The organism is Actinomadura chokoriensis, from assembly GCF_041463665.1.
Taxonomy (GTDB): Bacteria; Actinomycetota; Actinomycetes; order Streptosporangiales; family Streptosporangiaceae; genus Spirillospora; species Spirillospora chokoriensis_A.
In genome coordinates this window covers 23,687-47,483 of the sequence record NZ_JAXCEJ010000020.1, presented here as the reverse complement: position 1 = coordinate 47,483, position 23,797 = coordinate 23,687, and the positions used below count along the sequence as shown (strand labels likewise).

The following is a 23,797-nucleotide window of genomic DNA, read 5'->3' as shown; positions in this document are numbered from 1 at the left end:
AACGGATCGCGACCCGGCCCGGACGGTTCACGCGCTGAAGACCCGGTCGCCGACGGGGCCGATGACGGTGAGGGCCTGCGGAGCCGACAGCACCTCGGCGGCGATGGCGCGGACGTCGTCCAGGGTGACGGCCTCGATGCGCGCCAGGACCTCCTCCACCCGCAGCAGCGACTCGTAGACCAGCTCGCTCTTGCCGATGCGGCTCATCCGGGAGCCGGTGTCCTCCAGGCCGAGGACCATGGCGCCGCGCAACTGCCCCTTGCCGCGCTCCAACTCCTCGTCGGTGAGGCACTCCTCGGCGGCCTTCCCGAGCTCGTCCCGGCAGATCGACAGGACCTCCTCGGCCTTGGCGGGCTGGCAGCCCGCGTAGACGCCGAAGATGCCGGAGTCGGCGTACTGGGCGGTGTAGCTGTAGACCGAGTAGGCGAGGCCCCGCTTCTCCCGGATCTCCTGGAAGAGGCGGGACGACATGCCGCCGCCGAGCGCCGCGTTCAGCACGCCCAGCGCGAACCGGCGGTCGTCCGTGCGGGACACGCCGGCGCCGCCGAGGATGATGTGCGCCTGCTCGGTGTCCTTGTCGATCACCACGCTGCGCGGGTCGACCGGGGCGGGCGCGCCGTCCAGCCGGGGCGCGGCGGGCGCGGCGTCGCCGGTGAGGTGCTCGGCGAACGCGCGGGACACCAGCCGGACGACCTCCTCGTGGTCGATGTTGCCCGCCACCGACACCACCAGCTTGGACGGGACGTAGTGCTCCCGGTAGTAGCCGTGGATCCGGTCGCGCGACAGGGCGTTGATGGAGTCCTCGGTGCCGAGGATGGGACGGCCGAGCGGCGTCTCCCCGTACAGCGCGGTGGAGAACTCGTCGTGGATGAGGTCGCCCGGGTCGTCGTCGCGCATGTGGATCTCTTCGAGGATCACACCGCGCTCGGCCTCGACGTCCTCGGGACGGTTGACCGACTCGGCGACCATGTCGGACACGACGTCCACGGCGAGCGGCAGGTCGGCGTCCAGCACCCGCGCGTAGTAGCAGGTGTACTCCTTCGCGGTGAACGCGTTGAGGTCGCCGCCGACCGCGTCGATCGCCGCGGAGATCTCCAGCGCCGACCGCCGCTTCGTGCCCTTGAACAGCACGTGCTCCAGGTAGTGGCTGGCGCCGGCGTCGGCGGGCCCCTCGTCGCGGGAGCCGACCGCCGACCAGATCCCGAACGCGGCGGAGCGCACGGTCGGCATCGTCTCGGTGATGATCCGGAGCCCGCCGGGCAGGACGGTGCGGCGCACCGCGCCGGCCCCGTCGGTGTGGATCGTGGTGGTGGTGCCGGGCTCCTGCGCCCACGCCGGCAGGGTCACGTCTCGCTCACATTCCGTCGTTGGAAGCGGCAGGCGGCCCGCCGTCCCCAGCCCCGCGGCCGCCCTCCGGGGAGGACGGCCGCGCTCGACTGTTCGACGGCGGGCCGCTCGCGGTCAGGAGTTGCGCTGGCCGGAGTCGTCGCCGCGGCGGGTGCGGCGGCGGCGCGGGGCGCGCTCCCCGTCGTCCCGGCGCGGCCGGCGCTCACCGGAGTCGGCCTCGGCCGGCTCCTCGGCGGCGGCGCCGTCGCCCGCGTCGCCCTTCTCGGCGGCCTCGCGCTCGACCACCTCGACCGGCACCAGCGACAGCTTGCCGCGCTGGTCGATCTCGGTGACCTCGACCTGGATCTTCTCGCCGACGCCCATCACGTCCTCGACGTTCTCGATCCGGGCGCCGCCGTGCAGCTTGCGGATCTGCGAGACGTGCAGCAGGCCGTCCTTGCCGGGCAGCAGCGACACGAACGCGCCGAACGTGGTGGTCTTGACGACGGTGCCGAGGAACCGCTCGCCGACCTCCGGCATGTGCGGGTTCGCGATCGAGTTGATCGCCTGCCGCGCGGCCTCGGCGGACGGGCCGTCGGTGGCGCCGACGTAGATGGTGCCGTCGTCCTCGATCGTGATGTCGGCGCCGGTGTCGTCCTGGATCGAGTTGATCATCTTGCCCTTGGGGCCGATGACCTCGCCGATCTTGTCGACCGGGACCTTGATCGTGATGATCCGCGGCGCGTTCGGGCTCATCTCGGCGGGCGCCTCGATGGCCTCCTGCATGACGTCCAGGATCGCGAGGCGCGCGCCCTTGGCCTGCTTCAGCGCGGCGGCCAGCACCGAGGCGGGGATGCCGTCGAGCTTGGTGTCGAGCTGCAGCGCGGTGATCAGGTCACGGGTGCCGGCGACCTTGAAGTCCATGTCGCCGAACGCGTCCTCGGCACCGAGGATGTCGGTGAGCGTGACGTACTCGTCGCCCTCGTTGATCAGGCCCATCGCGATGCCCGCCACCATCTGCTTCAGCGGGACGCCCGCGTCCAGCAGCGACATGGTGGACGCGCAGACCGAGCCCATCGAGGTGGAGCCGTTGGAGCTGATCGCCTCCGACACCTGCCGGATCGCGTACGGGAACTCCTCGCGGCTCGGCAGCACCGGGAGCAGGGCGCGCTCGGCGAGCGCGCCGTGCCCGATCTCGCGGCGCTTCGGCGAGCCGACCCGGCCGGTCTCACCGGTGGAGTACGGCGGGAAGTTGTAGTTGTGCATGTAGCGCTTGGTGCGCTCGGGGTTCAGCGTGTCGATCGTCTGCTCCATGCGGAGCATGTTCAGCGTCGTGACGCCGAGGATCTGGGTCTCGCCGCGCTCGAACAGCGCCGAGCCGTGCACGCGCGGGACGACGTGCGCCTCCGCGGTGAGCTGGCGGATGTCCTTCAGGCCCCGCCCGTCGATGCGCAGCCCGTCGCGGATGACCCGCTCGCGGACCAGCTTCTTGGTGACGGCGCGGTAGGCGGCGGAGATCTCCTTCTCCCGCCCCTCGAACTGCTCGGCGAGCTTGTCGGCGGCGGCCGCCTTGATCTCGTCGAGCCGGGACTCGCGCTCCTGCTTGCCGGCGATGGTCAGCGCCTGCGCGAGGTCGCCGCTGACGGCGTCGGTGACGGCCTCGAGCACGTCGTCCTGGTAGTCGAGGAAGAGCGGGTACTCGGCGGTCTCCTTGGCGGCGACGGCCGCGAGGTCGCTCTGCGCCTTGCACAGCTCCTTGATGAACGGCTTGGCCGCCTCGAGGCCCTCGGCGACGGTCTCCTCGGTCGGGGCGGTGGCGCCCTCGCCGACGAGCTTGATGGTGTCGCGGGTGGACTCCGCCTCGACCATCATGATCGCGACGTCGCCGTCCGGCAGGACGCGCCCGGCGACGACCATGTCGAAGGTGGCGCGCTCGAGCTCGGGGTGGGTGGGGAAACCGACCCACTGGCCCTCGATCAGCGCGACGCGGACGCCGCCGATCGGGCCGGAGAACGGCAGGCCGGCCAGCTGCGTGGACATCGAGGCGGCGTTGATCGCCACGACGTCGTACAGGTGGTCGGGGTGCAGCGCCATGATCGTCTCGACGACCTGGATCTCGTTGCGCAGACCCTTGGTGAACGAGGGGCGCAGCGGCCGGTCGATCAGCCGGCAGGTGAGGATCGCGTCCTCGGAGGGCCGGCCCTCGCGGCGGAAGAACGAGCCGGGGATGCGCCCGGCCGCGTACATCCGTTCCTCGACGTCCACGGTCAGCGGGAAGAAGTCCAGGTTCTCCTTGGGCTTCTTGGACGCGGTGGTCGCCGACAGCACCATCGTCTCGTCGTCGAGATAGGCGACGGCGGAGCCGGCCGCCTGGCGGGCCAGCCGGCCCGTCTCGAAGCGGATGGTGCGGGTGCCGAACGTGCCGTTGTCGATCACGGCCTCGGTGCTCTGCGCTCCGTCGATGCGCACGGCTTCTGTCACGGGAAACCTCCTCAGGTTCCAGGTCGGTCCTCGCGGCCGTTTCCCGTGGCTTGTCACGCTGCCGGTCTTCGATCGAAGCAGCCGGATCGAGATCTCCGCCGATGCGGCGGAACGGATCCGGAAGCCACTACCGAGGACCGGCCCGCACCAGCGGTGTCCGCGAGGCTTGTCTGCAGTTGTACGGCGGGGCGGACGGCCCTTCCCGGGCCCGCCGGCCGTAAAAGGAAGGGAGTGGCCCGGCCGGGCCACTCCCTCACCGTGCTAGCGGCGCAGGCCGAGTCGCTCGATCAGCTGCCGGTAGCGGTTGATGTCCTTGTTGCTCAGGTACTTCAGGAGGCGGCGACGACGGCCGACCAGCAGCAGCAGGCCGCGGCGGCTGTGGTGGTCGTGCTTGTGCTCCTTGAGGTGCTCGGTCAGATCGTTGATGCGGCGCGTCAGCAGCGCGACCTGGACCTCCGGCGATCCGGTGTCACCCTCAGTGGTCGCGTACTCGGCGATGATCTGGTTCTTGGTGGCGGTGTCGAGCGACACGTGGCTCCTTCGATGGGATCGTCACCCGCAGATCCTGGCCCCGAGGGCGCAAAGGTCCGCATGGTGCGTGGTGAAGAGATGGCGGGCCGCATGAGGGTGCAGCCAGCCGCGCCGGGGCCCTTCCCGGCGACTATTCACCGTACCACGCCGGAAACCCACCCCGTCACGAAGCGAAAACCTCTGTTATCGCAGGGTATGCAGCGGATCGGGCGGTTCGCGGGCAATCAGTCGGAGGTGATCTCCCGAGCCCGCGCCACGTCCCGGCGCATCTCGTCGATCAGCGCGTCGACCGAGTCGAACTTCAGCGTGTCGCGGATGCGGGCGGTGAAGTCCACGCCCATGTGCTCGCCGTACAGGTCGAGGTCGTCGCGGTCCAGCGCGTACGCCTCCACGGTCCGCTCCCCCGCGCCCTCGAAGGTCGGGTTCGTCCCGATGGAGATCGCGGCGGGCCAGCGGAAGCCCGGGTAGCGGTCGGAGTCGCAGACCAGCCAGCCGCCGTAGACGCCGTCGGCCGGGATCGCGGTGTTCGGCGGCGTCTCCAGGTTGGCCGTGGGGAACCCGAGCGCGCGGCCCCGCTGGTGGCCGCGGACGACGATGCCCTCGACGCGGTGCGGACGGCCCAGCGCGCGCGCCGCCGCGTCGACCTCGCCCGCGTAGAGCCGTTCCCGGATGTAGGTCGACGAGATCGTGTCGCCGTTGGCCACAAGCGGCATGCCCTCGGCGGTGAAGTCGTACTTCTCGCCGAGCTCGCGCAGCAGCACGACGTCCCCCTTGGCCTTGTGCCCGAAGCGGAAGTCCTCGCCGACGATGACGTGCGCGGCGTGCAGCCGGTCGACCAGCACCTGCCGGACGAACTCGTCCGGCGGCGTCTTGGACAGCTCAAGGGTGAACGGCACGACCACGACCGCGTCCGTGCCGAGGCCCTCCAGCAGCTCGACGCGGCGCTTGGTGGTGGCGAGCAGCGGCGGATGGGTGCCCGGCCGGACGACCTCGTCGGGATGCGGGTCGAACGTGATGACCACCGAGCGCAGGCCGCGGCGGCGGGCGTCGTCCGCCGCGGCGCCGACGATCCGCTGATGGCCGCGGTGCACGCCGTCGAACACCCCGATGGTGATCACTGAACGGCCCCAGTCCGCGGGAACCTCGTCGAGGCCATTCCAACGCCGCACCATTCTCTCCCTGCGTAGGACGTGCCTGCCGGCTTATTCTGCCGTCCTTAAGAGTGCCATGCACGCGACGCTCTAGTCGCACCCAGGGGTACCCGTCAGCCCGACTGGTAGACGACCAGCGACACGGCGATGTACTGCAGGATGTAGGCGGCGAGCGTGCAGGCGTGAAAGACCTCGTGGAAGCCGAACCAGCGCGGCGAGGGGTTCGGGCGGCGCAGGCCGTACACGACCCCGCCGACGCTGTAGCAGATGCCGCCGGTCGCGACCAGCACGCAGGCCGCGACGCCCGCGCCGTCCAGGAACTGCGGCAGGAACAACACCGCGACCCAGCCCAGCACGATGTAGAGGCTCACGTAGAGGGAGCGCGGGGCGCCGATCCAGGTCGTCCGGAAGACGACGCCGGCGACGGCGCCCGCCCAGACGGTGACGAGGACGGCGACGCGCAGGCCGCCGTCCAGCGCCACGACCGCGAACGGCGTGTACGTCCCGGCGATGATCAGGTAGATGTTGGCATGGTCGAACCGGCGCAGTACCTCGATCAGCCGGGGCGACTGCTGCCGGTGGTACGTCCCGGAGATCCCGAACAGCATCCCCGACGTCGCCACGTACACCGCCGACGCGAGCCGCGCGTGCACGCTCGGGCCGAGCGCGACCAGCACCAGCCCGGCGACCAGCACCGCGGGGAAAGCGCCGAGGTGCAGCCAGCCGCGCAGCCGAGGGCGGGTCGGGGACGCCACCGGGGGCTGGTCCTTCACCGTGGTCACGGACACCTCCTCACCAAGCGAACCTACGCTCACGTAGGTTACGCGCGCGTAGGGTTTCCGCGCATCCCCTTCGCCCGGTGATGCTCACCACGAGCGCGGCCGCCGTACAGGAGCGTCGCCCACCGGTACGCCCGCCGGTCAGGAGAGCGGACCCGGTCAGGGCACGAAGACCGCGAGGGGCTTGGCGAGCCTGCCCTGCTCCTCGACGAGCGCGAGCAGCGTGCCGTCCGGCCCGAAGACGCCGACCGGCCCCGGCCCGAGCCCCGCGGCGGGCAGCCGCCCGCCGTGCGCGACCTTGCGGGCGTCCTCGTCCGAGACGTCCCTGCGCGGGAACACCGCGGCGACCGCCTCGCCCATCGGAAGGATCTCCGGCTTCTCGGCGAGCTGGTCGAGCGTCCGCGCCATGGACAGGTCATAGGGGCCGACACGGGTGCGGCGCAGCGCGGTGAGGTGGCCGCCGCAGCCGAGCGACGCGCCGAGGTCGCGGGCCAGCGCGCGGATGTAGGTACCGGACGAGCACGAGACCGACGCGTCCACGTCGATCAGGTCGCCCTGCCGCCGGACGCCCGTCACCGTGAACCCGTGCACGGTCACCGGGCGGGCCGCCAGCGCGACCTCCTCGCCCTTGCGGGCCATCTTGTAGGCCCGCTCGCCGTTCACCTTGATCGCACTGACCTGCGGCGGCACCTGCTGGATCGGCCCGGTCAGGTCGGCGACGCCCGCGCGCAGGGCCTCGTCCGTGACGGACGCGGCGGACGCCGTCGCGGTGATCTCGCCCTCCGCGTCGTCGGTGTTCGTCGACTGCCCGAGGCGGATCGTGGCGTCGTACCCCTTCTCCGTCAGCGCGAGATGCCCGAGCAGGCGGGTGGCCTTGCCGACCCCGAGGACGAGCACGCCCGTCGCCATCGGGTCGAGCGTGCCGGCGTGCCCGACCCGCCGGGTCCTGGCGATCCGCCGCATCTTCCCGACCACGTCGTGCGACGTCCAGTCGGCGGGCTTGTCCACGATGACGAGTCCCGAATTGTCCACGCGCGCTCCGAAATATCAGTCGTCGGGATCGCCGGGCACGCGCAGCGCCGCGCGCAGCCGGTCGATGATGCAGGCGGGCTCCCCGCCCATGGTGAACGCGGCGGCGGTACGGTGCCCGCCCCCGCCGAGATCGACGCAGGCGCGGCCCACGTCGACCAAGCCCTTGGAGCGGGTGGACACGTACCACTCGCCCCGGTCGTTCTCCTTGCACACGACCGCGACCTCGGCCTCGTCGGTGCGCCTGAGCTGGTCGATGACCCCTTCGAGCTGGTCGTAGTCGACGTCGCGGTCGTCCCGGTCCGCGCGGGCGACCGTCGTCCAGACCAGGCCGAGGCCGCCGGCCGCGTCGCGCTCCAGCCGGGCCCGCGCCAGCGCGCCCGCGAGGACCTGCAGGTAGCCGAACGGCGCCCGGTCCCACAGCTCGCGGCCGACCGCGTCCGGCCGGACGCCCGCGGCCAGCAGCCGTCCCGCCAGGTCGTGGACCTCCGGGGTCGTACACGGGTACTTGAACGAGCCGGTGTCGCTGGCGAGCCCCGCGTACAGGCCGAGCGCGATGTCGCGGTCCAGCGGGACGCCGAGCCTGCGGATCAGCTCCTCTACCAGCACCGCGGTGGCGGCGGCGTCCGGGTCGACGAGCCGGACGCCGCCGAACGCGGTGTTGGACGCGTGATGGTCGACGACGATGAGCGCGCCGGCCCGGTCGGTGCGCCCGGCGAGGCCGCCGAGCCGCGCCCGGCCGGCCGCGTCCAGCGAGATCATCAGCTCCGGGGCGGACGGCACCCGCGCGGGCTCCACCAGCATCTCCTGGCCCGGCAGGAACCGCAGGATCGCCGGCACGGTGAACGGGTCCGCGAAGGACGCGACGCACCGCTTGCCCAGCGCTCGGAGTGCCTGCGCCAGCGCCAGCATGGAGCCGAGCGCGTCACCGTCCGGCGCCACGTGGCAGGCGAGGCAGATCTCCTCCGCCGCCCCGATCAACTCGACCGCGCGGTCCCATTCCAGCTCGGCGGACGCGCCGTCGGGCACGGCGGGCCCGCCGTGCCGCGCGCCACCGCCGCCACCGCGCGAGACGATGTCGTGGTCGCTCACGGTATGACGGTCCGTATCGTGCAGGCGGCACTCGTCCGGCCGCCCGGCGCCCGGCGTCTCCGCGCGGCCCTCAGATCCGCTCACGATGGCGGGCGTCCGGAACGGCCGTCCTCACCGTCCCCCACCGCGTCGTGGTCGTCGAAGTCGCCTTCTCCGGCGTCTCCTTCATCCGCTTCGTCCGAGTCGGCCTCCCGGTACGGGTTCGCCTCACCGGCCGGTGACGCGCCCTGCGCGGCCCGCGCCACCTCGGCGTCCTTCGCGCGCGCCTGGGCCAGCAGGTCGTCGATGTGCGCCGCGTTCTCCATCAGGGAGTCCATGACGAAGGTGATACTGGGCGTGTGCCGGACCCCCGTCCTCCTGCCGACCTCGGACCGGATGACGCCCTTGGCGCTCTCCAGCGCGGCGGCCGTCTCGGCGCGCTCGCCGTCCGACCCGTAGACCGTGTAGTACACGGTCGCGTCGCGCAGGTCATTGGTGATGCGGGTGTCCGTCACGGTCACGAAACCGAGCCGCGGATCCTTGATCCGCCTCTCCAGCATCTCGGCCACGATCTGCTGGATGCGGTCGGCGAGCTTGCGCGCCCGGGCTGCGTCCACCATGATCGCACTCCCTTTCCATGGTCTGCCGACCCTCTGTGGTGCGACGGCGAAAGCCGTCGTTCTATTTGTGGGGGAATGCCCCCATACCTCGATGCGGAACGAACGGCGGGCTCCACGCCATCGGACGCCCGGTTCCAGCCGCCGATCAGTCCTCGTCGTTGAAGACGCGCTGGCGGGCGGACAGGAGTTCGATCTCCGGCCGCCCGGCCACCAGGCGTTCGCACTGGTCGAGCACCTGGGTGCAGTTCGCGGCGGTGCCCGAGACCACCGCCACCCCGATCTCCGCCCTGCGGTGCAGGTCGTTGCCGCCGGTCTCGGCGACGGCCACCCCCGGGAAGTGCTTGTGCACCTCGGCGATGATGGGCCGGACGACGGACCGCTTCTGCTTCAGCGAGCGGACGTCCCCCAGCAGCAAATCGAGTGTCAGCGCACCCACGTACACCTGGTCGATCACCTCGGGATCTTCTGAAGATGGAACGACGGGGGTCTCCCGCCGTGTTCCCGGCCGCACCGCGGGGGCGGGAACGGCCGGACATGACGGACGCCAGGCTAGAAGATCCGCCTGGCGTCCTGTCATCCGATTTAACGATCACATCGGCGACGGTCGGGCCGCCCGCGCGGACCCGGCCGTGCGTGGCCGGGTCGCGCGGACGTGCCGCCGACCTCAGTCGCGGGGCTTCTCCCGCATCTCGTAGCACTCGATGACGTCGCCGAGCTTGATGTCGTTGTACCCCACGCCGATACCGCACTCGAAGCCGTCGCGGACCTCGGTCGCGTCCTCCTTGAAGCGTCGCAGCGAGGACACCGTGAGGTTGTCGGCGACCACGACGCCGTCCCGGACGAGGCGGGCCTTGGCGTTGCGCTGGATGATCCCCGAGGTGACCATCGAACCGGCGATGTTGCCGATCCGCGGCACCTTGAAGATCTCGCGGACCTCCGCCGTGCCGAGCTGGTGCTCCTCGAACTCCGGCTTGAGCATGCCCTTGAGGGCCGCCTCGATCTCCTCGATCGCCTGGTAGATGATCGAGTAGTACCGGATGTCCACGCCCTCGCGGTCGGCCAGCTCCTGCGCGTTGCGCTCGGGCCGCACGTTGAAGCCGATGATGACCGCGCCCTCGGACGCCAGCGACAGGTTGACGTCGTCCTGCGTGATCGCGCCGACGCCGCGGCGGATGATCCGCAGGTGCACCTCTTCGCCCACGTCGATCTTGAGGAGCGAGTCCTCCAGCGCCTCGACGGAACCGGACACGTCGCCCTTGAGGATGAGCAGCAGTTCCTGCCGCTCGCCCCGCTCCAGGTCCCTGAACAGCTCTTCCAGGGAGCTGCTCTTGCGGCTCTTGAGCAGTTCGGCGTTGCGCTTGCGCGCGACCCGCTTGTCGGCGATCTGCCGGGCGACCCGGTCGTCGTCGACGACCAGGAAGTTGTCGCCGGCGCCGGGCACGGCCGCGAGGCCGAGCACCATCACCGGACGGGACGGGCCCGCCTCCTCGACGTTGTTGCCGTTCTCGTCGAGCATCGCCCGCACGCGGCCGTTGGCCACACCGCAGACGATCGAGTCGCCGACCCGCAGCGTGCCGCGCTGCACCAGCACGGTCGCCACGGCGCCCCGGCCCTTGTCCAGGTGGGCCTCGATGGCCGAGCCCTGGGCGGGCATCTCGGGGTTGGCCTTCAGGTCGAGCTCGGCGTCGGCGGTCAGGATGATCGCCTCCAGCAGCCCGTCGATGTTGGTGCCCTGCTTGGCGGACACGTCGACGAACTGCGTCTGGCCGCCGAACTCCTCGGCGATCAGGCCGTACTCGGTGAGCTGCGCCCGGACGCGGTTCGGGTCCGCGCCCTCGACGTCGATCTTGTTGACCGCGACGACGATCGGCACGCCGGCCGCGGTGGCGTGGTCGATCGCCTCCGTGGTCTGCGGCTTGACGCCGTCGTCCGCGGCGACCACCAGCACCACCAGGTCGGTGGTGTCGGCACCGCGGGCGCGCATGGCGGTGAACGCCTCGTGACCCGGGGTGTCGATGAAGGTGATCTTGCGGTCCTGGCCGTCGACCTCGGTCTCGACCTGGTAGGCGCCGATGTGCTGGGTGATGCCGCCGGCCTCGCCCGCCTGCACGTTGGCGTGCCGGACCGCGTCCAGCAGCTTGGTCTTACCGTGGTCGACGTGGCCCATGACGGTGACCACCGGCGGACGCGACTGGAGGTTCTCCTCGCCGCCCTCGTCCTCGCCGTACTCGATGTCGAACGACTCGAGGAGTTCGCGGTCCTCGTCCTCTGGGCTGACGACCTGGACGTCGAAGTCCAGCTCGACGCCGAGCTCCTCGAGGTCGCTGGGGTCGACCGACTGGGTCGCGGTGACCATCTTGCCGAGATGCATCATGATCGCGACGAGCGACGCCGGGTTGGCGCCGATCTTCTCGGCGAAGTCGGTCAGGGACGCGCCCTGCGGCAGCCGGATGATCTTGCCGTTGCCACGCGGAGCCGAGACGCCGCCGACGGCGGGCGCCTGCATGTTCTCGAACTCTTGACGACGCGCGCGCTTCGACTTGCGTCCGCGCGCGGGACGGCCGCCGGGACGGCCGAACGCGCCCTGCGTGCCGCCGCGGCCACGGCCGCCGCCACCGGGACGGGGACCGAAACCGCCACCGCCGCCGGGACGACCGCCGCCGCCCGCGCGGGGGCCGCCGAAGCCGCCGCCGCCACCGCCGGGACGACCGCCGCCACCGGGGCCGCGACCGCCACCGCCGCCGCCACCGGGACGGCCTCCGCCGCCCGGACCGCGGCCGCCGCCGCCCGGACCGCCGCGCCCGGGGGCGCCGGCGGGCCGCGAGGACGGCATGTTCATCGGGCTCGGCCGCGGGCCGCCCGGCCGGGGCGGCATGCTCCCCGGGTTCGGCCGCGGGCCGCCGGCGCCCGGCGCACCGCCGGGACGGCCGCCGGGACGCGGGCCTCCGGCCGGGCCGCCGGGACGGTCGCCGCCGGGGCGGTCACCGCCCGGCCGCGGGCCGGGACGCGGGCCCGGCTTGGGCGCCTGGCCCATGCCGGTGTTGGTCGAGCTGAACGGGTTGTTGCCCGGACGCGGCCGGCCGCCGCCTCCACCGCCGCCGCCCTGGCGCGGGCCGGGACGCGGACCCGGCTTGGGCGCGCGGGGACCCGGCTTCGGGCCGCCCGGCGCACGGGTGCCGGCGCCGTTGCCGGCCGCCGGACCGGCCGCGGGCGGGGCGCTCGGGCCCTGCGCCGCGGGGACGTTCACCGGCGTGCTCGGCGCCGGCGGGACGGGCGGGCGCGGGCCCGGCTTGGGCATCCCGCCGCCCTGACCGCCGGCTCCCGGACCGCCCGTTCCCGGGCCCGCGGGGCCCGGCTTGGGCGCGGGCGGGCGCGGCGCGGCGGGCCGGGGGGCCTGCGGGCGCGCGCCCTGCGAGTCGGACGCGCCGCCGGAGGGACCCGGACGCGGCGCGGCGGGACGCGGACCCGAAGGTCGCTTCGGCGCGCCCCGCTTGTCCCCCTGCTTGGAGGACGAAGAAGAAGAATTGGAGAAGGCTTCTGTCAGCCTGCGTACGACCGGCGCCTCGATTGTGGAGGACGCCGACCGGACGAACTCGCCCATTTCCTGGAGCTTGGCCATGACGACCTTGCTCTCTACACCGAACTCCTTGGCGAGTTCATACACCCGGACCTTGGCCACTGCACTCCCTACTCGGTCCGGGGGTGCGGCCTCCGGACCGTCGCTAACTTGCCGTACTCATCGCGGCGTGCTCATCGAGCGCTCATAGCAATCTCGACCTGCTTCCGACTAGACGTCGCTTACCGTTCGGCCATCCTGCTGCTGCGCGGCGCGTGCCGCAAGCCGCTCCCGCAGCGCACTGACGTCGAGCGGCCCCGGAAGGCGGAATGCCCTGGGGAACGCCCGACGTCGCTCTGCGAGCTCGAGGCACGCAAGGTCGGGATGCAGATGCGCACCCCGCCCCGGCAGCCGCCCACGGGGGTCGGGGACGATGACGCCCTCGACCACCACCAGGCGCAGCAGGTCGGACTTGGCCGTTCGGACCCGGCAGCCCGCACACGTGCGAACAGGGGCCGTCCGGCCACGTTCCATGAGTCTACCGCGCCGAGGCGTCGGCGGGGCCTGTCGCATGCTCTCCTGACGTAGAAGATCCCGTTTGACCGGGCTCAGCGGATTTCACGGGCGTCTGCTCGGACTCGGTGTCGGACCGGATGTCGATTCGCCAGCCGGTCAGCCGGGCCGCGAGGCGCGCGTTCTGCCCTTCCTTGCCGATGGCGAGGGAGAGCTGGTAGTCCGGCACGATCACCCGGGCGACGCGGGCGTCGGCGTCGATGACCTCGACATGGGAAACCCGCGCGGGCGACAGGGCATTCCCGACGAACTCGGCGGGTTCCTCCGACCAGTCCACGATGTCGATCTTCTCGCCGTGCAGCTCGGCCATCACGTTGCGGACCCGGCCGCCGAGCGGGCCGATACAGGCCCCCTTGGCGTTGACGCCGGACTTGCGCGAGCGCACCGCGATCTTGGTGCGGTGGCCGGCCTCGCGGGCGATCGCCGCGATCTCCACGGTGCCGTCGGCGATCTCGGGCACCTCCAGCGCGAACAGCTTGCGGACGAGGTTCGGGTGCGTCCGCGACAGCTGCACCGAGGGACCGCGGTGCCCCTTGCGGACCTGCACCACGTAGGCGCGCAGCCGCTCGCCGTGGTCGTAGCGCTCGCCCGGCACCTGCTCCTGCGGCGGCAGCACCGCCTCGATCTTGCCGAGGTCGACCAGCACGTTCCGCGGGTCCTTGCCCTGCTGGATGATGCCGCTGACGATGTCGCCCTCGCGTCCGGCGTACTCGCCGAACGTCAGCTCGTCCTCGGCGTCCCGCAGCCGCTGCAGGATCACCTGCTTGGCGGTGGTCGCCGCGATGCGGCCGAATCCGGTCGGGGTGTCGTCGTACTCGCGGAGGTCGTTGCCCTCCTCGTCGGTCTCGGTCGCCCACACGGTCACGTGCCCGCTCTGCCGGTCCAGCTCGACGCGCGCCTTCGGCGCCGCGCCCTCCGTCCGGTGGTAGGCGATCAGCAGGGCGTCTTCGATGGCCTTGACGGCCACGTCGAGCGAGATGTCCTTCTCGCTCTCCAGGCCCCGCAGGGCGGTCATGTCGATGTCCACGAGGTTCCCCCCTCTAGTCCGGCTCAGCCGGAGAACGCTTTTCCTCGGCCTTGTGGTCCAGGGGTTTGAACTCCACCTGCACACGGCCGCTCCCCAGCTCAGCCAGGCCGTACCTGCGCCGCACCGTCTCGGCGCCCTTCTGTCCGGCGGACGTGCTGCCGCCCTTCGCCCCGCCCTGCGCCCCGCCCTTCGACCCGGCCTGCGACCCGGCCTGCGACCCGGTCTTGGCCCCGGCCCCCTTGGCCCGGCGCTTCTGGACGACGTCGATCTCGACGGCCTCGTCGTCGGCCGCGACAACGCGGCCCTCGATCTGGCCTCCCTCGGTCAGCGGGGCGACGACCAGCCGGCCGACGGCACGGCGCCAGTGCCGCGGCTCGGTGAGGGGGCGGTCGACGCCGGGCGAGGTCACCTCCAGCACGTAGGGCGAGGTCCCCATGACGTCGGACTCGTCGAGCAGCCGGGAGGCCGTCTCGCTCACCCTGGCGACGTCGTCGAGGTCGACCCCGCCGTCCCCGTCCACGACGATCTTGACGAGCCGGCGGCGGCCGGCCGGGCGCACGTCGACCTCCTCCAGGTCGAGGCCCGCCTCGGCCACGGCGGGCGCGAGCAGCCCGGTCAGCTCGGCGACGGCCGTGTCGCGCGCGGGGCGCGCGGGGGCGTCGGGACGCCTGCCGGGGGCGCCTCCGTCGGGGGCGCGCCTCTCGGCGCCGTGCTCGCCCTGAGCGCGGCCACCGCGGGACTCGACGCTCATGGGCCCTCCTCGCCTTCCCTCTGTTGTCACGCTTGCGATCGCGGATGTCACCGTTCGTCCGTCGACACCTCAAGACTATCGACAGCCGGAGACCGCGGCGGTCTTTCGGACGGCTCACCGGCGCGGCGGATATGGAATGCTTGAGCTGGCCTGATGGACGCGTCCGGGGACGGGGACCGCAGCGGGCCTCCACCACCTCCACCACCGGGTGAGGAGTCTGCCTTGCCAGAGGCGATGCCGCGGCGCGCGCTGCTGCTCGGCGGCGGGGCCGCGCTGATCCTGCCGTGGCTGTCGGGGTGCGAGGCGAAGACGGCCCCGCACGCGGACGTTCCCCTGCTCGTGGGCGCCATCGTGGCCGAGCAGAACCTGATCGCCGCCTATGAGGCGGCGCGGTCGGCGCACGCTCCGCTGGCCGGGAGGCTGGATCCCGTCCTCGCGCATCACCGGGAGCATCTGGCGGTGCTGAAGCGGCATTACGTGCCCGGCTCCGGCGACCGGGCGAGCGAGGGCGGCGCCGTCCCGTCCGCGGGAACCGCTTCCCAGATCCCCGCCGGAGATTCGGCCGCGCTCACCCTGCTGCGCGACGCGGAGGACCGCGCCGCCAGGGCGCGGACGGCCGACGCCGCCAAGGCCGACCCCGCGCTGGCCCAGCTGCTCGCGAGCATCGGCGCCTGCGAGGCGGGCCACGCCGGGACGGTCAAGGGCCGGGCTCCGGCCGTCCGGTCGACGTCCGACGCGGAGGCGTTGCGGGCGGCACTGGCCGCCGAGCACGCCGCCGTCTACGGGTACGGGCTGCTCGGGGCCCGGTTGACCGGGGCGTTGCGGGAGGTCGCGAAGGACATGTGGAACGGCCACCGGGCGCAGCGCGACCGGCTGGAGTCGATCCTGTCCGGCGAGCCCGTCCCGGCGGCGACCGCCTACCGGCCGCGGGTCAGGGTCTCCGACGCCCGCGGCGCCGCGCGGCTCGCGGTGGCGCTGGAGGACGATCTCGTCCCCGCCTACGTCGGCCTCGCCGGCGCCTCCTCCCCCGACCTGCGGGCGTTCGCCGCCGACAGCGCGCAGCGGGCGATGGCGCGGTCGGCCCGGTGGCGCGTGAAGGCGGGCGCCGCGATCCCGCGGGACGCGTTCCCCGGGCTGCCGTCCGCGGCGCTCTCGCCTCGTCCCGAACCGGGTGAGTGATCTTCCACACGGCGGGAACGATGCGCGGCATCGATCGCGTTGGTCCCATCGGACAACTCGGGGGAGGAGCCCAGACGTGACCACGACTCCGCAGGAGAGCGGGCGCAGCGCCCTCGACGAGCTGAGGGACGCCTATCACGAACAGCTGAACCGGCTCGCGGCCGAGCGTGACGCCGCGCGGCGCCAGGCGCGCAGGGCACAGGCGCAGGCGGACGTGGCGCGCGCCGACCTCGCGAGCCTCAAGGGCCGCGTGCAGGAGCTGCTGGCCGCCGCCTCGCGGCACCTGCCCGACCTGCCGGCCGTCGAAGGCCCCGGCAGGGCGGAGCTCCCCGCCGGTGACGCGCCGGACGCTCCCGACGACGCGGAGCGTCCCGAACATCGTGAAGATGACGAGCGTTCCGAAGGCGCCGAGCGTTCTGAAGGCGCCGAGCGTTCCGAACGAGCGGCCTAGCCGGGGAGGAACGGCCCGCCCGAGGGCCGTACGGGGACCGCCGGGAGCTTCTGCCCCGGCGGTCTTCGCTCCTGCCATCCAATAAGGTTCTGCGAATGACCGCGTACGGCCTTCTCGTCTCCCCCTCGCACAACCGCGTCTACGCCCAGGCCGCCGCCGACCTGGTGAAGGCCGAACTGACCGTGTTCAGTGAGAGGGCCCTTGGCGGGCGCGTGCGCGACGCCCAGGAGACGGTGATGGGCGGCGTCCCGTACGTGACGTTCTCCGCCGACGAGCTGACAGAGCAGGACGTCCGTCTCCTGTCGAACCTGTCGTCGCTCTACGCGCTGTTCCAGATCGAGGACGGGCTGCTGCGTCCGGTCACGCTCCAGCCGCTCGATGTGTTCGGCAGCGACCTGCTCACCATCCAGAAGTACTCCGGCAAGACGAACGAGTACTTCACCAAGCTGCTGCTGAACGTCACTGCGATGGCGACGGATTCACCCATGGACCTGGTGACCGGCCGTCCCCGAGTCCTCGATCCCATGTGCGGGCGGGGCACGACCCTCAACCAGGCGATGATGTACGGGCTGGACGCGGCCGGGATCGACATCGACGGCAAGGACTTCGACGCCTACGCGGCCTTCATCAAGACCTGGCTGAAGAACAACCGGGTCAAGCATCAGGCCGAGATCGCCAACATCCGGCGGGAGAAGGCCCTCCTCGGGCGCCGCCTCCATGTGACGCTGGGGGCGTCCAAGGAGCAGTACAAGAGCGGCGAGACGATGGAGATCACCGTCGTGAACGCCGACTCCGTGGAGGCCGGGAAGTTCTTCCGTCCCGCCTCGTTCGACCTGATCGTGACGGACGCGCCGTACGGCGTCCAGCACGGCAGCCGGCCGAAGGGTGCGCAACCAGGCCCCAAGGGGAGGCCGCAGCTGTCGCGCAGCCCCGTCGACCTGCTGGCGGCGGCCGTCCCCGAGTGGGCCCGGCTCCTGCGTCCGGGCGGCGCCATCGGGATCTCCTGGAACACCTTCGTCGGGCGCCGCGAGGAACTCGCCGGGATCCTCGGCTCCAGCGGGCTCGACGTCCAGGACTCGGAGGCCTACCGGAGCTTCCGCCACCGCGTGGACCAGGCCATCTCCCGTGATCTGATCACCGCCCGCAAACCGTCGTCAGGCTGAGTACCACTGCTCCACGTGCGGGAGCAGCTCGTCGAGTCCGTGGATCAGGGCGTCCGGGGGCATGAGGCCGGGCCGCTCGAAGGCGTGGGTGGTCTGGTGCCAGATCTGGACGGCGCGCAGCCCGGCGGACTTGGCGCCGTGGATGTCGTCGTAGGGGCGGTCGCCGACGAAGACGCAGGAGGCGGGGTCGGTGGCGCCGACGGCGTCCATGGCGGCGCGGAACGCCTCGGCGTGCGGTTTCGTCCAGGGGATCTCGCTCGAGTAGACGGCGCCGTCGAGCAGATCGAGGACGTCGTCGCGGGCGAAGACGCGCTCGTGCAGTTCCCGGGTCCAGATGGTGTTGGACAGGACGCCGATCTTGATGCCGCGCTCGCGGAGGGCCTGGAACAGCTCGGGGACGGCGGGGTCGGTGTGGGTGTGCGGGGTCCACGTCTCGAACAGCGTCGCGAGGAGCGCCTCGGTGGGCTCCACGCCCGCCATCTCGAAGACCTCGGCGAGCGTGGCGCTCCGGTGCTCCTCGTTGCCGCGGCGCCACAGCTCCAGTTCGGCGTCCGCGAGCGCGGCGGCGGCCTTCTCCACGGTGTCGGCGGGCAGGTGGGCGGAGCAGATCGCGCGCCACATGTCGGCGAGGTCGAGGTCGTGCCACGGGGTCAGCGTGCCGCCCCAGTCGAAGATCACAGCTTGTACACCCATGCTCCGGATCGTAACCATCCGGGCGGAGCGGACGATCTCCCTTTACGCTGTGGATCGTCCCGGAGGGCGCGACCGGGCCATCGCACGCCCCGTCTAGGAGCCCTTCATGCGCAGACCCCTGCTCGCCGCCCTCCTGGCCCTCACACTGGCCTGTCTAGCCGCTCCGGCGGCGGCGGATCCGATCCCCGACGGGCCCGGCAGGGGGTTCGTCCCGGCGTACGTCGGCGGTCCGGCCACGCCGGAGCCGCTGGCCGGTCGTCCTGTTCCGGCCAACCCCCATCAGGGGCCGGTGGGGACGTCGTCCATGCACGCCGACAGCTACGCGTCCGACACGTACCCGTTCCCGGGGCCGCTCGGCCGCGATCCCGAGGTGCTCAATGAGGCCAAGGGCGGCGGCCTGCCGGGGCTGTGCTCGACGGTGACGTTCGCCCGCCGCACCGGCCTGATCGTCGCGCAGTGCACGCGCGGGCAGAACTTCGTCCTGCGGCTGATCGACCCGACGACGCTGAAGGACCTCGCGACGTACGACCTGCCGCCGAGGCCCTCGACCGTCCAGGCGGTGTTCTCGCTGAGCCTCGACAAGGTGCTCACCGACACCTCCGGCGGGGCGTATTACTACCTGGACCCGCAGGATCGCGCCGTGCTGGCGGACTCGGCGTTCCACCTGCGTCGTTTCGCGCACGAGAAGGGGGCGGACGGCCAGTGGCGCTTCACGGTGACCGACGACTGGGACCTGAGCGGGTACCTCCCCCATGACTGCGCGACGTGGACGAATCCGTGGCCGAAGGGTGAATGCGACCCCATCACCGCTGTCGGCCCCGCCTGGGACGGCCTGATCTGGTGGATCACGCGCAACGGACGGGTCGGCACGGTGAACGCGGAGTCCGGCGCCGTCCGGATGGTGCAACTCACTGGTGAGAGCATCCAGAACTCGTTCGCCGCGGCCGAGAATGGTGTCTCGATCGTCTCCGATCACGCGCTCTACCAGATGCGGGCCGACGGTGCCGGTACCCCAAAGGTCGTCTGGCGCCAGCCCTACGACAGGGGCAGCGGACGCAAGCCAGGCCAGATCGACCAGGGTTCGGGGACGACTCCCACGTTCTTCGGCGACGACTATGTGGCCATCACCGACAACGCCGACGACCGCATGCACGTGATAGTCCGCCGCAGGGACGACGGCGAACTCGTCTGCGAGATCCCGGTGTTCAACAGCGGGGCCAGCGCGACGGACAACTCGCTCATCGGCTATGGCAACAGCCTGTTCGTTGAGAACAACTACGGTTACCGCAACTTCTTCGAACTCCCGCCAGGAGGGTCGTCCGTCGGCGGGGTGAGCCGGGTGGACGTGCAGCCAGGTGGGAAGGGTTGCGTGACCGTCTGGACGAGCCCGGAGCGTTCGCCGTCCACCGTGGCCAAGGTCTCCGTTCCCGCCGGCCTGCTGTATCTCTACACCAAGGAGCCCCGCAAGGACCTCATCGATGCCTGGTACCTGACCGCGGTGGACGTGCACACGGGCCGGACCGTTTACAAGGTGCTCACCGGCACGGGCAAGTGGTTCGACAACAACTGGGCGCCCGTCACCATCGGACCGAACGGGACCGCGTACGTGGGCGTCCTCGGCGGGCTCGTCGCCGTCCGTGACCGCGAGTAGGGACCCGGTCAGCGGGGATACCGGTGCGATCAGGTGAAAACGATGCGAACCGGGAGGAACCATGAGGGCACGCGAGCCAGGTGAGACGCGCGACTTCCGCGCGGACATCGACGACATGGGCGACAACGATCAGGACGAGGAGATCGCCCTGACCGAGGAGTACGTGACCGACCCGCCCGAGGACCTGGTGATCGAGGAGCCCGAGCAGAGCAGGGACGGCCTCGGCATCACCGAGTACGAGGAGCAGGCGGCCAGGGAGGGCGACGAGGAGCGCCCCCGGCCGGACACCGCCGCCGAGTCCGACGCGGTCAACCCCACCCGCAGACCTTGACCGCGCTCCGCACCGTCGCCCTGCGCGCCCGCACCGGACCCGGCGTCCGGGCGCCGGAGGGCGCCCCTGATCGGCCCGCGAGCGCCGGAGACCGGTGACGCCTGTGACGAGGGTCCCTTTGCGATTCGTTTTCGGACCGAGGGGAATGTCATAGGCGGGCCATAGGTTGCGCAATGCGGGCTAGCTTGCGAGGTGACCGGGACATGCATGAGACAGTCGCGGCACCGGCCCGCCCTCCGGCCGACGTCGAATCCCCTTTCCCGCTCGGCGACGGGCGAACGGCAGAGCAGGCGGAGCAGGCGGAGCAGGCGGATCGTCCCTGGTGGCGGCGCAAGGCGGGGCTGATCGTCCAGTGGGCGCTGGTCCTGGCGGCCGTCGCCGCCATCCCCCTCTACGGCGACGAACTTCCCGACCTCGGCGCCATCTGGTCGGCCGCGTCGCACGCCGATCCCGGCTGGCTCACCATGGTCGTCCTGTCGGTGGCGGGCTCGATGGGCGCGTTCGCCCGGCTGCAGCGACGGCTGCTGCGCGTCGGCGGCCTGCGGATGCCGCTGCGCCGCGCGTTCGCGATCACCTACGCGGGCAACGCGCTGTCCACGACGCTGCCGGCGGGCCCCGCGGTGAGCGTCGTCTACACGTTCCGGCAGTTCCGCCGCGGCGGGGCGTCGGCGCGGCTCGCCACGGCGGTGATCCTCGCCGGCGGCGTCATCACCACGACCGCCTACACGCTGGTCGGCCTGCTGGCGCTGCTCACCGACCCCCGCGCCCGCGGGCCGGCGCTGATCGCGATGGCCGTCCCGCTGCTGCTGGCGGTGCTGCTCGTCCCCGTCCTGCGCCGGCCCCGGCCGCGCGCCGTGGTGACGGCGCCGATCCGCCGCGCTCACCGGTTCGCGCTCGCCCATCCCAAGATCGCCCCGTACGCCGAGCGGCTGGCCGGCGTCCGCGACGTGCTGCGCCCGACCCGCCGCGACTGGGCGGCGCTCGCCTCGCTCGCCCTGCTGAACTGGGTGTTCGACATCCTGGCTCTGCTGTCGGCGGCGAACGCGGTCGGCGTCGACGTGCCGCCGACCGGCGTCGCCCTCACCTACTTCGCCGCCCAGGCGGCGGGCAGCATGCTCCCGCTGCTGCCGGGCGGCCTCGGCGCGATCGAGGGCAGCATGGCCGCCTCGCTGGTCGCGTTCGGCGCCACCATGTCCCCGGCCGTGGCGGCCGTGGGCCTCTACCGCCTCGTCTCCTACTGGGCCGTCGTCGGGGTCGGCTGGCTGGCCTGGGCCGGCCTGCACGAGCACGCCCGCCTGGGCGCCCGCATCAGGGCCCGCCTCGCGTCCGCCGGCAGCCTCATGATGGACGGCCTCATGGCCTTCGCGTTCGTCACCCACTACACGACCGTCCCCATGCAGGCCCCGGAGGCCCGGCGTCCGTAGCGGCGCGGTCAGACGGGTGTGTCCTCGGGGGCCCGGAGACGGGTCAGGACCTTGACGGGGTCGGCCAGGACCTCGGCGAAGGCGAACTCGGCGGCGCCCACGAGGGTCGTGTCGTCGCCGAGCGCGGCGGTACGGAGCTTGACCTTCTCGCGGGGAGCGGCGAGCGCGCCGGTGGCGAGCACGCTGCGGATCTGCGCGGCGGCGCCGAGGTAGATGTCGCGGAGCGTCCCGCCGAAGACGATCATGCCGGGGTTGAACACGTTGACGAGGCTGGCGACGCCGAGGCCGAGCCACGTGCCGACGCGGTGCAGAGCCTCCCGCGCCACGATGTCGCCCGCGTCGGCGGACGCCAGGACGTCGCGGACCGCGTCCCGGCCCGCCTGCCCGGGGGCCTCCTCGCGGCCCGCGTGGTGCAGCAGCGCCCGCTCGCCCACCTCGGCCTCCAGGCAGCCGTGGGAGCCGCAGGCGCAGCGCCGGCCGCCGGGGTTGATGATCATGTGGCCGATCTCGCCGCCGAACCCCTCGTCCCCGCCGAGCAGCCGGCCGTGCGCGATGATGCCGCCGCCGACGCCGACGTCGCCGTGCAGGTAGATGAGGTTGTCGCAGTTCACGCCGACCCCGCGTTCGTGTTCGGCCAGGGCGCCGAGGTTGGCGTCGTTGCAGACGGACACGGAGAGGCCGAGGCCGAGGCGGCGCGACAGCGCGTCACCGAGCCGCAGGTCGCCGACGTCGAGGTTCGGGCCGAACATGATGGTGTCGTCGGAGCGGCGGACGGTGCCGGGGAACCCGAGCGCGGCGCCGACGCAGACGGCGTCCCGCTCGGCCTTGCGGACCAGGGACCGGGCGCCGGCGACGAGCACGCCGAGCAGCTCGGCCGGGTCGGAGTCGCGGACCCGCACGCCCTCGCGGCGGTCCAGGACGACGCCGCCGAGGCCCACCCGGGCGACGACGAGCCGGTCGACGCCGACCTCGAACGCCAGCACGTACACGCGGGTCGACTCGGGGCGGACGACGAGGGACGGCCGCCCGGCGCGCCGCCCCGGGCCGCGCGGCAGCTCCTCGCGGACCAGGCCGGCGGCGGTGAGGTCGGACGTCAGCGCCATGATCGTGCTGCGGTTGAGGCCGAGCGACTCGGCGAGCGTCGCCCGCGACGCGGGGCCGCGCAGGTGCACGAAGCGCAGCAGCGTCCCGAGGTTGTGCCGCCGGATGTCCTCCTGCGACGGGCCCGCCTTCATCATCGGCGCAGCCCCAACTCTCCCCCGGTGCCCGAGGTGATCAGCTCGACGACCTGGCGGTGGGTGACGTCGGCGGTCCTGACCTGGGCGACCATCCGGCCGAGGTAGAGCGCGGCGATCCGGTCGGAGATCGCGAAGACATCGTTCATGTTGTGCGAGATCAGCACGACGGCGAGGCCCCGGTCGGCGAGCCGCCGGACGAACTCCAGGACCTGCTGGCTCTGCGCGACGCCGAGCGCGGCGGACGGCTCGTCCAGCACGACGACCTTGGCGTCCAGCAGGACGGCGCGGGCGATCGCGACGATCTGCCGCTGCCCGCCCGAGAGCGTGGCGACCCGCCGCCGGACCGAGCCGAGCGCGCGGACGGCGAGCCCCGACAGCGCGGTGCGCGCCGTCTCCTCCATCAGGTCCTCGTCCAGGGCGAGGCCGCTGCGCCGCTCCCGGCCGAGGAAGAGGTTCTGGACGATGTCGAGGTTCTCGCAGAGCGCGAGGTTCTGATGGACGATCTCGATGCCGAGCCGGGTGGCGGCGCGCGGGCTGGCGACCCGCACGGGCTCGCCCTCGAACCGGTACTCGCCGCGGTCGAAGGAGTGGATGCCGCCGATGCAGTTGACCAGCGTGGTCTTGCCAGCGCCGTTGTCGCCGACGAGCGCGGTGATCTCACCGGGGTAGGCGGAGAACGACACGCCGTGCAGGACCTTCACGGAACCGAAACTCTTGTCGATACCGCGCAGGTCGACGGCTGGCGTCACTGACATGCCGAGGGGCTCCCACC

22 protein-coding genes are annotated in these 23,797 nt (G+C 72.3%); 6 read left to right on the top strand and 16 right to left on the bottom strand.

All coding sequences use genetic code 11. The annotated features are described in order from the left end of the window. Positions 1–27: 27 nt before the first annotated feature. From SM418_RS27295 to rimP, 13 genes are all read right to left on the bottom strand, one after another. Positions 28–1,347 carry a M16 family metallopeptidase gene (locus tag SM418_RS27295; protein WP_371944650.1) on the bottom strand — a complete coding sequence of 440 codons (1,320 nt, stop codon included), beginning with the start codon at positions 1,345–1,347 and terminating at the stop codon, positions 28–30. A 114-nt stretch (positions 1,348–1,461) separates the two neighbouring features. Further along, on the bottom strand, positions 1,462–3,789 hold the full coding sequence (locus SM418_RS27290) for a polyribonucleotide nucleotidyltransferase (protein WP_371944670.1): 2,328 nt from the start codon (positions 3,787–3,789) through the stop codon (positions 1,462–1,464). 279 nt (positions 3,790–4,068) lie between these two features. Then, positions 4,069–4,338, bottom strand: coding sequence for a 30S ribosomal protein S15 (rpsO, locus tag SM418_RS27285; RefSeq protein WP_021599383.1), 270 nt, complete (start codon positions 4,336–4,338; stop codon positions 4,069–4,071). Between the two features lie 224 nt (positions 4,339–4,562). Beyond that, positions 4,563–5,507, bottom strand: coding sequence for a bifunctional riboflavin kinase/FAD synthetase (locus SM418_RS27280; RefSeq protein WP_371944653.1), 945 nt, complete (start codon positions 5,505–5,507; stop codon positions 4,563–4,565). Between the two features lie 95 nt (positions 5,508–5,602). Then, a complete protein-coding gene (trhA, locus tag SM418_RS27275) occupies positions 5,603–6,271 on the bottom strand; it encodes a PAQR family membrane homeostasis protein TrhA (RefSeq protein ID WP_371944655.1) in 669 nt (222 codons plus the stop codon). 156 nt (positions 6,272–6,427) lie between these two features. After that, the gene (gene truB / locus SM418_RS27270; protein ID WP_371944656.1) at positions 6,428–7,300 is read right to left on the bottom strand and encodes a tRNA pseudouridine(55) synthase TruB; all 873 of its coding nucleotides are present in this window, start codon (positions 7,298–7,300) and stop codon (positions 6,428–6,430) included. Positions 7,301–7,315: 15 nt separating this feature from the next. Continuing rightward, positions 7,316–8,389 carry a DHH family phosphoesterase gene (locus SM418_RS27265; RefSeq protein ID WP_371944658.1) on the bottom strand — a complete coding sequence of 358 codons (1,074 nt, stop codon included), beginning with the start codon at positions 8,387–8,389 and terminating at the stop codon, positions 7,316–7,318. An 80-nt stretch (positions 8,390–8,469) separates the two neighbouring features. Then, positions 8,470–8,988, bottom strand: a complete 519-nt coding sequence (gene rbfA / locus SM418_RS27260) for a 30S ribosome-binding factor RbfA (protein WP_371944660.1) — start codon at positions 8,986–8,988, stop codon at positions 8,470–8,472. Between the two features lie 145 nt (positions 8,989–9,133). After that, positions 9,134–9,442 (bottom strand): DUF503 domain-containing protein, encoded by a 309-nt coding sequence (locus SM418_RS27255; RefSeq protein ID WP_371944662.1) that lies wholly within the window; start codon positions 9,440–9,442, stop codon positions 9,134–9,136. Positions 9,443–9,652: 210 nt separating this feature from the next. Then, the gene (gene infB, locus SM418_RS27250) at positions 9,653–12,667 is read right to left on the bottom strand and encodes a translation initiation factor IF-2 (protein WP_371966121.1); all 3,015 of its coding nucleotides are present in this window, start codon (positions 12,665–12,667) and stop codon (positions 9,653–9,655) included. Between the two features lie 108 nt (positions 12,668–12,775). Beyond that, positions 12,776–13,078, bottom strand: coding sequence for a YlxR family protein (locus SM418_RS27245; protein ID WP_371966120.1), 303 nt, complete (start codon positions 13,076–13,078; stop codon positions 12,776–12,778). A 4-nt stretch (positions 13,079–13,082) separates the two neighbouring features. Beyond that, positions 13,083–14,132, bottom strand: a complete 1,050-nt coding sequence (gene nusA, locus SM418_RS27240; protein ID WP_371946159.1) for a transcription termination factor NusA — start codon at positions 14,130–14,132, stop codon at positions 13,083–13,085. A gap of 25 nt (positions 14,133–14,157) precedes the next feature. Next, complete coding sequence (rimP, locus tag SM418_RS27235; protein ID WP_371946126.1) at positions 14,158–14,895, bottom strand: ribosome maturation factor RimP; 738 nt, start codon at positions 14,893–14,895, stop codon at positions 14,158–14,160. Between the two features lie 222 nt (positions 14,896–15,117). On the opposite strand from rimP, the gene SM418_RS27230 reads away from it, so the two are divergent. From SM418_RS27230 to SM418_RS27220, 3 genes are all read left to right on the top strand, one after another. Continuing rightward, on the top strand, positions 15,118–16,074 hold the full coding sequence (locus tag SM418_RS27230; protein ID WP_371946127.1) for a ferritin-like domain-containing protein: 957 nt from the start codon (positions 15,118–15,120) through the stop codon (positions 16,072–16,074). A gap of 76 nt (positions 16,075–16,150) precedes the next feature. After that, the gene (locus SM418_RS27225; RefSeq protein WP_371946128.1) at positions 16,151–16,525 is read left to right on the top strand and encodes a hypothetical protein; all 375 of its coding nucleotides are present in this window, start codon (positions 16,151–16,153) and stop codon (positions 16,523–16,525) included. 95 nt (positions 16,526–16,620) lie between these two features. Continuing rightward, on the top strand, positions 16,621–17,688 hold the full coding sequence (locus SM418_RS27220) for a TRM11 family SAM-dependent methyltransferase (RefSeq protein ID WP_371946129.1): 1,068 nt from the start codon (positions 16,621–16,623) through the stop codon (positions 17,686–17,688). Here SM418_RS27220 and SM418_RS27215 read toward each other — a convergent pair. After that, positions 17,680–18,381, bottom strand: a complete 702-nt coding sequence (locus SM418_RS27215; protein ID WP_371946130.1) for an HAD family hydrolase — start codon at positions 18,379–18,381, stop codon at positions 17,680–17,682. The two genes, SM418_RS27220 and SM418_RS27215, sit on opposite strands and share 9 nt — an antisense overlap. Positions 18,382–18,487: 106 nt before the next feature. Between SM418_RS27215 and SM418_RS27210 the strand changes: the two genes are divergently transcribed. The 3 genes from SM418_RS27210 to SM418_RS27200 all read left to right on the top strand — a co-directional run bounded on the left by SM418_RS27210 (position 18,488) and on the right by SM418_RS27200 (position 21,787). After that, a complete protein-coding gene (locus tag SM418_RS27210) occupies positions 18,488–20,032 on the top strand; it encodes a hypothetical protein (protein WP_371946131.1) in 1,545 nt (514 codons plus the stop codon). 61 nt (positions 20,033–20,093) lie between these two features. Continuing rightward, a complete protein-coding gene (locus SM418_RS27205) occupies positions 20,094–20,363 on the top strand; it encodes a hypothetical protein (RefSeq protein WP_371946132.1) in 270 nt (89 codons plus the stop codon). 203 nt (positions 20,364–20,566) lie between these two features. Then, a complete protein-coding gene (locus tag SM418_RS27200) occupies positions 20,567–21,787 on the top strand; it encodes a lysylphosphatidylglycerol synthase transmembrane domain-containing protein (RefSeq protein ID WP_371946133.1) in 1,221 nt (406 codons plus the stop codon). 8 nt (positions 21,788–21,795) lie between these two features. Here SM418_RS27200 and SM418_RS27195 read toward each other — a convergent pair whose 3' ends face one another. Both SM418_RS27195 and SM418_RS27190 read right to left on the bottom strand, forming a co-directional pair. Then, complete coding sequence (locus tag SM418_RS27195; protein ID WP_371946160.1) at positions 21,796–23,022, bottom strand: ROK family transcriptional regulator; 1,227 nt, start codon at positions 23,020–23,022, stop codon at positions 21,796–21,798. Then, a complete protein-coding gene (locus SM418_RS27190) occupies positions 23,022–23,780 on the bottom strand; it encodes an ATP-binding cassette domain-containing protein (protein ID WP_371946134.1) in 759 nt (252 codons plus the stop codon). The genes SM418_RS27195 and SM418_RS27190 overlap by 1 nt, the downstream gene beginning before the upstream one ends. Between the last annotated feature and the right edge of the window lie 17 nt (positions 23,781–23,797).